Annotated in this window: 14 protein-coding genes; 9 read left to right on the top strand and 5 right to left on the bottom strand. The window is 40.7% G+C overall.

The features are described 5' to 3' along the window. Positions 1-22: 22 nt before the first annotated feature. Positions 23-502 (bottom strand): RNA pyrophosphohydrolase, encoded by a 480-nt coding sequence (locus NDN11_RS15955; RefSeq protein WP_167250473.1) that lies wholly within the window; start codon positions 500-502, stop codon positions 23-25. A 183-nt stretch (positions 503-685) separates the two neighbouring features. Between NDN11_RS15955 and NDN11_RS15950 the strand changes: the two genes are divergently transcribed. From NDN11_RS15950 to NDN11_RS15940, 3 genes are all read left to right on the top strand, one after another. Further along, positions 686-1,336, top strand: coding sequence for an HAD family hydrolase (locus NDN11_RS15950; protein WP_251110193.1), 651 nt, complete (start codon positions 686-688; stop codon positions 1,334-1,336). A 138-nt stretch (positions 1,337-1,474) separates the two neighbouring features. After that, a complete protein-coding gene (locus NDN11_RS15945; protein WP_251110192.1) occupies positions 1,475-2,911 on the top strand; it encodes a DUF2252 domain-containing protein in 1,437 nt (478 codons plus the stop codon). A gap of 124 nt (positions 2,912-3,035) precedes the next feature. Continuing rightward, entirely contained in the window at positions 3,036-3,818 is a 783-nt protein-coding gene (locus tag NDN11_RS15940) for a UCP032817 domain-containing protein (RefSeq protein WP_251110191.1), read from the top strand. 8 nt (positions 3,819-3,826) lie between these two features. On the opposite strand, the gene NDN11_RS15935 is transcribed toward NDN11_RS15940, so the two are convergent. Beyond that, positions 3,827-4,690, bottom strand: coding sequence for a LysR family transcriptional regulator (locus NDN11_RS15935; protein WP_251110190.1), 864 nt, complete (start codon positions 4,688-4,690; stop codon positions 3,827-3,829). A gap of 21 nt (positions 4,691-4,711) precedes the next feature. Then, the gene (locus NDN11_RS15930) at positions 4,712-4,951 is read right to left on the bottom strand and encodes a DUF2061 domain-containing protein (protein WP_005192174.1); all 240 of its coding nucleotides are present in this window, start codon (positions 4,949-4,951) and stop codon (positions 4,712-4,714) included. A gap of 339 nt (positions 4,952-5,290) precedes the next feature. On the opposite strand from NDN11_RS15930, the gene leuC reads away from it, so the two are divergent. The 4 genes from leuC (at position 5,291) to leuB (ending at position 9,224) form a co-directional block, all read left to right on the top strand. Beyond that, positions 5,291-6,724: a 3-isopropylmalate dehydratase large subunit gene (gene leuC / locus NDN11_RS15925; RefSeq protein WP_251110189.1), complete on the top strand. Its 1,434-nt coding sequence runs from the start codon at positions 5,291-5,293 to the stop codon at positions 6,722-6,724. 12 nt (positions 6,725-6,736) lie between these two features. Then, positions 6,737-7,387, top strand: a complete 651-nt coding sequence (gene leuD / locus NDN11_RS15920; protein WP_251110188.1) for a 3-isopropylmalate dehydratase small subunit — start codon at positions 6,737-6,739, stop codon at positions 7,385-7,387. 136 nt (positions 7,388-7,523) lie between these two features. Further along, on the top strand, positions 7,524-8,099 hold the full coding sequence (locus tag NDN11_RS15915) for a hypothetical protein (RefSeq protein WP_251110187.1): 576 nt from the start codon (positions 7,524-7,526) through the stop codon (positions 8,097-8,099). Between the two features lie 45 nt (positions 8,100-8,144). Beyond that, entirely contained in the window at positions 8,145-9,224 is a 1,080-nt protein-coding gene (gene leuB, locus NDN11_RS15910; RefSeq protein ID WP_251110186.1) for a 3-isopropylmalate dehydrogenase, read from the top strand. 55 nt (positions 9,225-9,279) lie between these two features. On the opposite strand, the gene NDN11_RS15905 is transcribed toward leuB, so the two are convergent. Further along, positions 9,280-9,690, bottom strand: a complete 411-nt coding sequence (locus NDN11_RS15905; protein ID WP_251110185.1) for a hypothetical protein — start codon at positions 9,688-9,690, stop codon at positions 9,280-9,282. 152 nt (positions 9,691-9,842) lie between these two features. Between NDN11_RS15905 and NDN11_RS15900 the strand changes: the two genes are divergently transcribed. Next, complete coding sequence (locus NDN11_RS15900) at positions 9,843-10,214, top strand: lysozyme inhibitor LprI family protein (RefSeq protein ID WP_167250492.1); 372 nt, start codon at positions 9,843-9,845, stop codon at positions 10,212-10,214. Positions 10,215-10,276: 62 nt separating this feature from the next. On the opposite strand, the gene infA is transcribed toward NDN11_RS15900, so the two are convergent. Further along, entirely contained in the window at positions 10,277-10,498 is a 222-nt protein-coding gene (infA, locus tag NDN11_RS15895) for a translation initiation factor IF-1 (RefSeq protein ID WP_001284370.1), read from the bottom strand. 229 nt (positions 10,499-10,727) lie between these two features. On the opposite strand from infA, the gene NDN11_RS15890 reads away from it, so the two are divergent. Beyond that, positions 10,728-11,735: an AraC family transcriptional regulator gene (locus tag NDN11_RS15890; protein WP_004656037.1), complete on the top strand. Its 1,008-nt coding sequence runs from the start codon at positions 10,728-10,730 to the stop codon at positions 11,733-11,735. Positions 11,736-11,755 lie beyond the last annotated feature (20 nt).

The following is an 11,755-nucleotide window of genomic DNA, read 5'->3' as shown; positions in this document are numbered from 1 at the left end:
TGGTTGAAATATCAACTGAAGCTTATTGTCGCTGAGGTAGTTGTAAACATAACTCCATCATGGCTTTTCGGTAAACATCTCGTTTGAAGTTGACCACTTGACCTAATGGATACCAATAACTCACCCATTGCCACTCATCGAATTCGGGTGGGTCTGAGAGGTTTAACTGAATATGATGAGGCGATGCCGTTAATTTCAGTAAAAACCATTTTTGCTTTTGACCAATACATACCGGATCTGAATCTGACCGAATGTACCGATGTGGCAAACGATAACGCAGCCAGCCTTTTGTTTGCGCTATAATTTGGACGTGTTCGGGCAATAAACCGACTTCTTCTCTCAGTTCACGAAAAAGTGCCTGTTCAGGGGTTTCTCCAAATTGGATACCTCCTTGTGGAAATTGCCAAGCATTGTGACCAATGCGCTTTGCCCATAAAACTTGTCCGTCATCGTTTGCCAAAATGATCCCGACGTTGGGTCGGAAACCTTCTGAGTCGATCATTTGGCTACCTAAATTTTGTCTATATCGTTGACTTTGATCTCGGGGACAGTCACTCTTTTGCCCAACTCGAAAAAGGTCAAAGTAAAATGTTTAAAAATTGCTATGATCTTAACGAATTTCTATCGACTAGCGGAGATAGATTTACATTTTTTTTCTTAATTTTCAGTTTAAACGAGAAATTCTATGCAATTGGCTTTGTTTGATTTAGATCACACCCTGTTAAATACTGACTCTGATCACTCTTGGGGTGAATTTTTGGTCAATGAAGGTTTGGTTGATCCAGTTCATCATCGTCAAATGAATGACAAGTTCTATGAGGATTATAAAGCAGGGCAACTTGACCCAATTGCCTATAACGAATTTGTTTTTGAATTTCTGACTAAACACGATAATAATTATTTAACTGAGTTACATCAGTTGTTTATGCAAAAAGTAATCCGTCCACAAATGCGTCCTCAGGGTTTTGATGCGATTAAAAGACATCAGGATCTAGGACATGTGCTGGTTGGAATTACCGCAACAAGTGACTTTATTACCGCACCGATTTTCCGTGAATTTGGCATTACTGAAATTATTGCAACCAATGCTGAAGTGGTGGATGGTCAATATACAGGCAAAGTGACTGGGATTCCGTGTTATCAAAAAGGCAAGCTCGCACGTTTAGATCAATGGCTGGCTGGGCGAAGCGTGAACGAGTCATGGGCTTATTCTGATTCAATTAATGATCGTTTCTTGCTTGAGTATGCCACGCATGCGATTGCAGTGAATCCAGATGATCGTTTAGAAAAACTGGCACAACAACAAGCTTGGGATATTCAAGATTGGTCAATCTAGTTTGAGTCTCAAAGGCCAAAGACGTCTAATGGGAATTGGAAATGTTTGGCCTTTAATCAAGAATAATTAAAAACAAAAATACTAAGCCGATCGCTTAAGTTTATTGCTATAACACTATTGAAGTGATTCGGGGGTGTTATGTCAAAACCACATATTAAATTACCAAAACAACTGTGGACAGAACAAAGCATTGATCTGACACGACACCGCTATCAAGGTAAGTTGCTGACCAAAAGTGAAGGTTTTGCTTTGGGGAAATCGCAACGGAAAAGAATTTCACGTGAACAACTGGCACAGTTATCAGAACGCCCAAAAGAGATTACAGCTTTAACCCTCTATGATTGGAGTAATGAGGGGCGCTTGGAGCGGCTAAAACCAATTCGTGCCAAGCGGATGAGCGTTTCGCCATTTACTTTCTATCGAGGGATGCCAGCTCTGATGCTATTTGACCAAGTTTGGGAGCAGAGCAATTCAGGCCTGTTTCAGCAAATTTGTGGCGATTGCCATTTGAGCAACTTTGGGGGATTTGCCAGTCCAGAGCGTAATCTGTTATTTGGTATTAATGACTTTGATGAAACATTGGTTGCGCCGTTTGAATGGGATCTAAAGCGCTTGGTGACCAGCTTTGTGATTGCCGCGAAAGATATAGGTTTGGGAGAGGAGGCTGGTTTAAAGGCAATTCAACGGATGCTAAATGCATATATCACTCATTTAGAACAACAAATCGTATTATCTCCTTTACAAATTTGGTATGAAAAAATTGATGCCACAACCTTATTGGAAAAAACTGAAAACCAGAAAGTCCGTAAAAAATTAGAAAAAAAAGTCAGTACAGCATCACGTCGGGATAGTTCTTCGATTTTACCAAAATTGACGCAACAGGATGAAGCCACAGGGTTTCGCCATTTTATTGATGATGAACCTTTACTTTGGCATCCTCAAACAGATGAGCCCTTTGCTGAAGGTGTGGATGCTTTTTTTGAGAAATATCGCAGCACACTGAAATATGATCGCCAAGTTTTATTTGACCGCTATCAATGTACTGATGTGGCTTTGAAAGTTGTTGGCGTGGGGAGTGTCGGGACGCGCTCAGCCATTGCCTTGTTTGAAGATGCGGATCGTGAACCTCTTATTTTACAGATGAAAGAAGCCAATCCTTCGATTTTAACTCCACTTTTTTTACAGAAAGTTTCACATGAAGGTGAGCGAGTGGTTCATGGTCAGCAATTGATGCAAGCAGCCAGTGATATTTTCTTAGGATATTCAAGTGCGCAACAACAAGATTATTTGGTTCGCCAACTGCGTGATATGAAAGTGTCTATTGATTTGGCTGGCATGGATGATGCTTTTTTTCAAGAATATGCGGATAGTTGTGGTCTGGCTTTGGCCCATGCACACGCCAAAGCAGGTAATGCTGATGTCTTGAGAGGGTATTTAGGTGAGGGTGATACCATTATCAAGGTACTGCAGGAGTATGCATTACAGTATGAGGCTCGTAACTTAAATGACTATCAGCAATTTATGCATGCGATTGCGGATGCTAAAATTCAGCTCGCTGGAGAGGATGCTCTTTAATAATAGGCAGGTGTTAGCATCAACAAAATAAATGACTCGATCGCTTACTTAACTTGAAGAGGGTCTCCTCAAAGGTGGATTTTTTTGTCATATTAATGTCATCATTTATTTTTAATATCATTTTATGAAAATAAAAATAAATCAGGAAGTACCGACTTCTATTTCAATTGATGCATTACTGCAATTAAAACGACAACAACCGATGATCAAAAAGCGATGGATCGCTCTCCCGATCTTGCTATTGATAGTTATGTACAGTTGGCAGCAACAGCTTTTTACTGCTTGGGTAATCTTACCTTTGCTTTGGACTGTGATTGTGCTAAATCTTGCCTTGATTGCGCGTTCCAAGTTCAAGAAACTAGAAAAGATTGAGCAACTCAAATTTGATCCAATGTTCTGGAGTCAATTTAGATATTACTACCCAGAATTAGAGCTAAAACAACGACAATTGATCGAAGTAGGATTTAAGGATTACTTGGCTTTGCATGTTATGCAAAAACAAGCGTATGCCATGCCTTCACATGCGGTTGATTCTTTATGGCATGTGATGTTGGAGTTTCCAAAACAATATCAGCAGTTATGTCAACAAACGATTGGTCGTCAACTACAGCATAATCCTTATGACGGCAACATCACGTCTAAGCAACAAGCCCAACAGCTATTTGAAGCATGGCGAAATAGCTGTAGTTTACATGCCTATCAGCCAAGAAATACCACACTGTTACCTAGACTGTTTGCGATTGATCAGGCCTTAAATTGGCAGGATGGGCAATATTTTAATTTAGAGTTGATGACCAAGGATTATGCACAGTATCTGCAAGCTCAGTCTTCGTCATCCTCTTCGAGTTGCGGAAGTAGCAGTAGCTGTAGTAGTTGCAGCAGCTGTGGTGGTGGCGGTGGCGATTAAAGATTTCGCTAGCCAACATGCATCATTCGAATTAATTCCTCAGCCGCTTTAGATTGAATCCGTGCAGGATGCCAAACCATACCGAGCTGACGCTGCATATCCAGCTTTAAATCGAGTTGTTTTAAATCTTGATTGACCAAAGTTTTGGGTAAAACTGACCAACCTAAACCAATCGACACCAGCATTCTGATTGACTCAAGAGGATTATTGCTCATGGTAATTTTCGGTTTTAAGTTGTTTTTTTCAAATTCTGAAAGGGTAATTTGACTGGTATAGGTTTGTGCTGCTGGTAAAAGGCTTGGGTAGGCAATCAGGTCTTCGAGTTTTAGTTGTGCTTGCTGAGCCAAAGGATGAAACGGAGCAGTAACAAAAACCAATGGGTCATTCCAGATGGTGACGTATTTAAGGCGATCATCTCCAACGGGTGGTAAGGTTAAAAAAGCCAGTTCCAGTTCACCTGCCAAAACTTGTTCATGCGCTTGCTCAGAGTCGACAAAATGCACATCTAAGGTCACTTGAGGATAATGCTGAACAAAGTTTTTAAGTGGTTCCGCTAGATGATGTAAGCCAATATGGTGGCTGGTACCTATTTTTAAGCGGCCTTGGACCTGAGCTTGTTCATGACTTAAGGTATGGTGAATTTCCCCTAATTCATTTAACCAAGTACGAACTTTAGGTAATAGAGAATGCGCTGCATGGGTGGGCTGAATTCCCCGACCTGCAGATTCAAACAGCTTGACCCCGAAGTAGTCTTCTAAGCTATGAATCCGTTTGGTGACTGCGGGTTGGGTAATAAATAATTGTTCTGCTGCAATGGAAATTGAACCAGTTTCCATGACTTTTACAAATGCTTCAAAAGCAGCGAGATTCATACAAGAGTATCCAAAGAAATTTTAAAGCTGTTGAGTATCTTTATTTAATTTAAATTCGAAATGATTCCAAATCTTCTCATGAAAGAAAAAAGCAAAGGCTTGTACCGTTGGTTCAAGCAAACTTAAGGTCGCTGCAATCCAAAAGTTTCCTGTAATCACATAAGCAACCATCATTGCAACACTGATATGCACAATATAATAACTTAAAGTTTTTTTAAAAGTTCGACGATTGTTATGTACAAATTTTTTAATACGAGTCATGGGGATGCCCTTAAGAATCTCTATATATGTAAATAATAATCATTATCGAATAAAATGTAAAAAAGAAATTTCAATTTAGGACGATTGGATTTATAAATCGTGAGATGATTCATTTAAAATAAGCCACTCAAAGCTATGGTGTGTATGAAATGCACTAAGCCAAGATGATTTAAATTTTTAATTTAAAATGAGATGATCAAGATATAAAATTCCAATTTATCATTCCTAAAAGTTTGTTAATTTATAAAAATGATAAATTAGATTTATGTGAAGTGGTTGCTATAATTAATTCAAGATGAAAATACCCAGACCAATGGCAAGCACGATGGAGGCGAGGACATGGCAGGCAAGACCCAAACAGGCAAAACCTTGTATGACAAGTTATGGGATGACCATTTAGTAAAACAACGTGATGATGGTTCGAGCTTAATTTATATCGATCGCCATTTATTACATGAAGTGACCAGTCCTCAAGCTTTCGAAGGCTTACAGCTTGCTGATCGTCAACCTTGGCGTTTAAGTGCCAACGTTGCAACACCTGACCATAATGTACCCACCTCTAAAAAAGAACGTGAACAGGGGATTGCAGGGATTGAGGACGATACCTCGCGTATTCAAGTACAAACCTTAGATGACAATTGCAAAACCTTTAATATCGTTGAGTTTGGTATCAATGATATCCGTCAAGGGATTGCCCATGTGGTTGGCCCAGAGCAAGGTTTGACTTTACCTGGTATGACCGTAGTCTGTGGTGATTCGCATACAGCAACGCATGGTGCTTTCGGATGTTTAGCACATGGTATTGGGACTTCAGAAGTTGAACATGTATTGGCAACCCAATGCTTGGTACAGAAAAAGTCGAAAAACATGTTGGTTCGTGTTGATGGTGTATTAGGCAAAGGCGTGACTTCGAAAGATGTTGTGTTAGCAATTATTGGCAAGATAGGCACTGCGGGTGGTACAGGTTATGCCATCGAGTTTGGTGGCCAAGTATTCCGTGATATGTCGATTGAAGGTCGTATGACCGTATGTAATATGGCGATCGAAGCGGGTGCTCGTGTTGGTATGGTTGCAGTCGATGACAAAACCATTGCCTATGTAAAAGACCGTAACTATGCACCAAAAGGCGAGCAATGGGATCAGGCGGTAGAATATTGGAATACCTTGCATTCGGATGATGATGCCATATTTGATGCCGTAGTGGTATTGAACGGTGCAGAGATTGAGCCGCAAGTGTCTTGGGGAACTTCTCCAGAAATGGTGATTCCTGTTTCGCAGGCAGTACCAACCTTAGAACAAGCCAAAGATGATGTCCAACGCAATGACTGGACCCGTGCTTATCAATATATGGGTTTAACTGCTGGTCAAGCTTTGGCTGATATTCAGTTAGATCGTGTTTTCATTGGCTCATGTACTAACTCACGTATTGAAGATATTCGTGCAGCTGCGGATGTGGTAAAAGGGCGCAAAGTAGCATCTAGCATTAAGCAAGCGATGATTGTGCCAGGTTCTGGTTTGGTGAAACAGCAAGCTGAACAAGAAGGTTTAGATCAAATTTTCTTGGCAGCAGGTTTTGAATGGCGTGAACCAGGTTGTTCAATGTGTTTGGCGATGAATGCTGATAAGTTGCAACCAGGTGAACATTGTGCTTCGACCTCTAATCGTAACTTTGAAGGTCGTCAAGGCAATGGCGGGCGTACCCATTTAGTGAGTCCAGCAATGGCGGCAGCTGCAGCGATTGCAGGCCATTTTGTTGACGTTCGTTCATTCTAAGGGAGCAAAATCATGGAAAAATACACTGTAGAGCAAGGTGTTGTTGGGCCTTTAGATCGTGCCAATGTTGATACGGATTTAATCATTCCAAAACAGTTTTTGAAGTCGATTAAGCGGACAGGTTTTGGCGACAACTTATTTGATGAATTGCGTTATTTGGATGAAGGTTATTTAGGCCAAGACATTAGTAAACGTCCAAAGAATCCTGATTTCGTGTTAAATCAACCGCGCTATCAAGGTTCAAGTATTTTATTGGCGCGCACCAATTTTGGTTGTGGTTCAAGCCGTGAGCATGCGCCATGGGCATTGAATGAATACGGATTCCGTACCGTAATTGCGCCTAGCTTTGCCGATATTTTCTTTAATAACTGCTTTAAAAATGGCATGTTACCTGTGATCTTATCTGAACAGACTGTGGATCAGTTATTTAAAGAGTGTGCCGAAACAGAAGGTTATCAACTTACGATTGATTTAGAAGCACAGGAAGTTCGTACGCCCGCAGGTGAAGCATTTAAGTTTGAAATCGATCCATTCCGTAAACATTGCTTATTGAATGGTTTGGATGATATTGGTTTAACTTTACAGGTTGCAGATGATATTCGTGCTTTTGAAGAGAAAGCAAAACAAGCACGTCCTTGGGTATTTCAGGATATTCAAGCCTAAGTTTTGGGGCAACAAACAAAACTGGGTTTTAGACATTTTTAACATAGGCATAGCGCAGAGATTGAACTCTTGTTAACATGCTAGCGGATAATATTTTGCTTACATGTTAACAAGACATGAGGACTGGGCTTGAATAATGAAAAGAAGACTCGCTCGCAGTATTTTACTGTGTCTATGCGCTGTTACGACATTGACCGCGTGTCAAAATGCACCCAATGTGGTGGATCAAGTTCGTATCGCACAAAACACGTTAGAAAGTAAGGCGGACAACACAACTTTATATTGTTCAGGCGTTGAGAATTGTGAGTTTGAACGAATCGGTGATATTGCGGTCATTGATGCAAAGACCCACCGAATTAGCCAACAGGCAATGGAACGTGGCATTGTACGATTACATGGCTCAGTATTTAGTCGTAAACAGCAGGTCTACTTAAGTGTGCCTGCCAAGCAATATGAAGTTGTGATTCGTTTTTACCCAATCTCACCTGATCGTGCTGAGACTTTCCATGTGATTCATGCATTTAAACCGCATGTGCGCTATACCTTTAAAATGTACCGAGACCGAACACGTCGTTCAGGCAGCTTACTTAATGTTTCTGTACCTGATCCGTTGTGCGTGGATTTACAACAAGAGCAACACACCATTCGCCGTTTTTGCCGTCCGTTTGACGTGAGTACGGGACTAGGTGAGTTTGTTGAGAAAAAGATTTAATCGGCTCGCAGTGTCAAAGCTGCACATAGGAAACTGGAAAAATAGATGTCTAAGCATATTTTAATTTTAGCGGGTGATGGCATTGGTCCTGAAATCGTAGCTGCTGCTGAAAAGGTTTTAACCAAGGTCAATGATAAATTTAATCTAGGTTTGACATGGGAACATGGTTTACTGGGTGGCTCAGCAATTGATGCACATGGGGAACCGTACCCAACTGTGACCAGTGAACAGGCAAAAAAAGCGGATGCGATTTTACTTGGTGCTGTTGGTGGGCCTAAGTGGGATACCATCGAACGCTCAATCCGCCCTGAACGTGGCTTATTAAAAATTCGTAGCGAATTAAACTTATTTGCTAATTTACGTCCTGCAATTCTGTACCCGCAATTGGCAGATGCTTCAAGCTTGAAGCCAGAAATTGTTGCAGGCCTTGATATTTTGATTGTTCGTGAATTAACAGGTGGGATCTACTTTGGTCAACCACGTGGTATTCGAGAACTTGAAAATGGTGAAAAGCAGGGTTATAACACTGACGTTTATTCAGAAAGTGAAATCAAGCGCATCGCTAAAGTTGCTTTTGAACTGGCTGGATTACGTGGTGGTAAAGTATGTTCAGTAGATAAAGCTAACGTACTTGAAGTGACGGAGTTGTGGAAGCAAACGGTTACGGATATACAGCAAGCACAGTATTCAAATATTCAGTTGTCGCATATGTATGTGGATAATGCTGCGATGCAATTGGTTCGTGCTCCAAAGCAATTTGACGTGATCGTCACAGGCAATTTGTTTGGCGATATCTTGTCTGATGAAGCCGCGATGTTAACCGGTTCAATCGGTATGTTGCCATCTGCGTCTTTAGATGAAAATGGCAAAGGGATGTACGAACCATGTCATGGTTCTGCGCCAGATATCGCAGGTCAAAATATTGCTAACCCACTCGCAACAGTGCTTTCAGTAGCGATGATGTTGCGTTATACCTTCCGTGAGGAAGCTGCTGCGAAAGCGATTGAAGATGCAGTCGGTCAGGTTTTAGATCAAGGCGTACGTACTGCCGATATCATGTCAGAAGGTATGAGCAAGGTCGGTACTGATGCGATGGGCGAAGCTGTAGTGAAAGCATTGAACTAAGAAGCATTAAAGCCAATAAAAAACGCAGCTATAGCTGCGTTTTTTATTGAATGGATTAGCAGGCTTTACCTTCATAACGAATGGAGCGCGCAATTTGTTGTTGATCCAGTTCAAAGATAATGTGGCAATAAAAATTAACGTCATAGGACTGTTGGCTGGTTGAAATGGAGCCTAAACGGACTGAACCGCTCATAGGTGAACTGGCATCACCATAAGACTGTGCAATAGGGACTGGAATATTGATTGGGCGAAGCACCGTAAAGACTAAATTTTCATCGCTTCTTTGAGGTTGTTTTAAGGTTTGAAAACCTAAAGTTCTCAGATTGAGATTCTGCTGAATTTGATCTGCTGATTGTCCAATATAAGGCTGTAAATAGTCTTGAAGTCGAAATGATTGCCATCCAGAAGTTGCACATCCTTGTAGTCCTAAAATGAGAGAAGCTAGGTATATTTTATAATTCGCCATCTTATTTTCCTTAATGTATAGTCAATTTAACTATTCTAACGACAGAACAATGCAAAGACAAAAATGTATAAAGCTACCTACTTTTGGGCAATGTTCAAGCTCAGTAAAATATGCTTAGATAGCAATGATAATTAAGCGATTTGGACAATTTCATGCGCAAAATAATATTTGGCTTGATCTGTGGGGCAATGGCGACATTGAGCTATGCAGATAATTGCGACAATGCTCGCAACACTTATGATGATATCTACTGTACCAATAAAATTTATGCCAGTGCTGATGCCGATTTAAATAAAAACTATCAGCAATTGCGTAAGCAACTGAACGACACACAACAAAAAATTTTGAAAAAATCGCAACTGGCCTGGATTCGCCATCGTGATGCAGAATGTACTGATGATGTACAAAGTTCAGTTAATGTTCAGTGCCGTTTAACCACGACCCAAGAGCGTAATAATTGGTTGCAAGAACGTATACGTGAATGCCAGACGGTGGGCTGTAAAACCACACGCCTAAGTGAATAAACTCAAATAATTGGTATAAAAAAAGCCACATGATGTGGCTTTTTTGCATTCACTAATCTGACTTAGCGCGCACGATAAGTGATACGACCCTTAGTTAAATCATAAGGTGTCATTTCAACTTTAACACTGTCACCTGTCAAAATACGAATATAGTGTTTACGCATTTTACCAGAAATGTGAGCAATAACTTCGTGACCGTTTTCTAAACGTACACGGAACATCGTATTAGGAAGCGTTTCGGTGACAACGCCTTCGAACTCAATGAGTTCCTCTTTATTGGCCATAGCCTACCTGAGATCAAATTGGGAAGGCGCAAATTATAGACAATTTATTTAAAATTTACAAGATCAAGTCTGTGAGAGGCTGTCAGTTATTAACCGAAAGGAACTGTCAGACAATCTATGATTTTTTTTAACAAAATAAGCAGAATATTGTTGTCAGTTTGGTCAATCAACGTTAATCTAAAATTGTTGTTCATTGTCATAATAACGTATCTACAGGGAAGGGCACAGCGTGGGTCAGCTAACAGATGCATCAGTTGTATTGCGCTTTGGTTATCAGGCAATTCGTAAAGCAGGATTACCAACTGAAGAGATTTTAACAAAGGCTGGTGTGGCATTAAATCAGGTGGATACCAATGCAAGAACGCCACTCAGTGCACAAAATGCGTTTTGGATCGCTGCACAGGATGTCAGTAACGATCCTGATATCGGACTTCACCTTGGTGAACACTTACCTCTTTATCGTGGGCAAGTGATTGAACATCTATTTATTAGTAGTGAAACCTTTGGCGAAGGCTTAAAGCGAGCTTTGGCTTATCAACGCCTGATTAGTGATGCTTTCGATGCCAAATTGGTGATCGAAGATGGTCGTTGTTATCTGAGTAATGGTGAACAGTATTGGCCAGATAATTTGGTGAATCGCCATTTTTCTGAATGTGCTATGTCAGGCATTTTACGTTTCTTTAAATTTATTACTGAAGGTCAGTTTCATCCAATTTACATTGATTTTAACTTCAATGAGGGTGCTGCTGATGATGAATACTTTAGAGTGTATGGCTGTCCTGTTAGTTTAGGGCAAAAAGAAACCCGTCTTTATTTTGATGCTGCCGTACTTGATTATCCACTCTGGCAAGCAGAGCCTGAATTGCTACAATTGCATGAACAATTAGCGATTGAGAAATTACAAGAACTGGCGCGGTATGATCTGGTGGGTGAAGTTCGTCGAGCGATTGGATCAACTCTTGAAAGTGGTGAAACCACTTTGGAAACGGTGGCAGCTCAGTTGAATATCACTCCTCGTCGTTTAAGAACACAATTGAGTGAAGCCAATACCAGCTTCCAGCAGATTCTTTCTGATTATCGTTGTCGTTTAGCGAAAAAATTATTAGCAAATACCAATGAAAGCGTCGAGCGTATCGTATATTTAACAGGTTTCTCTGAACCAAGTACTTTCTATCGTGCCTTTAAGCGTTGGACCAATGAAACCCCAGTCGAATATCGCAAGCGCAAACAACGTTAATTGATTCTAAATAAAAAGCC

Origin of the sequence: Acinetobacter sp. C26M (genome assembly GCF_023702675.1) — a bacterium.
GTDB lineage: Bacteria > Pseudomonadota > Gammaproteobacteria > Pseudomonadales > Moraxellaceae > Acinetobacter.
This window is presented reverse-complemented; position numbering and strand designations above follow the sequence as displayed.

What these genes read in the sequence shown, in the direction of transcription:
- NDN11_RS15945 (WP_251110192.1), top strand. Translation starts at nt 1,475, where the DNA reads ATGTCAAAACCACATATTAAATTACCAAAACAACTGTGGACAGAACAA.
- infA (WP_001284370.1), bottom strand. Translation starts at nt 10,498, where the DNA reads ATGGCCAATAAAGAGGAACTCATTGAGTTCGAAGGCGTTGTCACCGAA.
- leuB (WP_251110186.1), top strand. Translation starts at nt 8,145, where the DNA reads ATGTCTAAGCATATTTTAATTTTAGCGGGTGATGGCATTGGTCCTGAA.
- NDN11_RS15935 (WP_251110190.1), bottom strand. Translation starts at nt 4,690, where the DNA reads ATGAATCTCGCTGCTTTTGAAGCATTTGTAAAAGTCATGGAAACTGGT.
- leuC (WP_251110189.1), top strand. Translation starts at nt 5,291, where the DNA reads ATGGCAGGCAAGACCCAAACAGGCAAAACCTTGTATGACAAGTTATGG.
- NDN11_RS15900 (WP_167250492.1), top strand. Translation starts at nt 9,843, where the DNA reads ATGCGCAAAATAATATTTGGCTTGATCTGTGGGGCAATGGCGACATTG.
- leuD (WP_251110188.1), top strand. Translation starts at nt 6,737, where the DNA reads ATGGAAAAATACACTGTAGAGCAAGGTGTTGTTGGGCCTTTAGATCGT.
- NDN11_RS15930 (WP_005192174.1), bottom strand. Translation starts at nt 4,951, where the DNA reads ATGACTCGTATTAAAAAATTTGTACATAACAATCGTCGAACTTTTAAA.
- NDN11_RS15950 (WP_251110193.1), top strand. Translation starts at nt 686, where the DNA reads ATGCAATTGGCTTTGTTTGATTTAGATCACACCCTGTTAAATACTGAC.
- NDN11_RS15955 (WP_167250473.1), bottom strand. Translation starts at nt 502, where the DNA reads ATGATCGACTCAGAAGGTTTCCGACCCAACGTCGGGATCATTTTGGCA.
- NDN11_RS15905 (WP_251110185.1), bottom strand. Translation starts at nt 9,690, where the DNA reads ATGGCGAATTATAAAATATACCTAGCTTCTCTCATTTTAGGACTACAA.
- NDN11_RS15940 (WP_251110191.1), top strand. Translation starts at nt 3,036, where the DNA reads ATGAAAATAAAAATAAATCAGGAAGTACCGACTTCTATTTCAATTGAT.
- NDN11_RS15915 (WP_251110187.1), top strand. Translation starts at nt 7,524, where the DNA reads ATGAAAAGAAGACTCGCTCGCAGTATTTTACTGTGTCTATGCGCTGTT.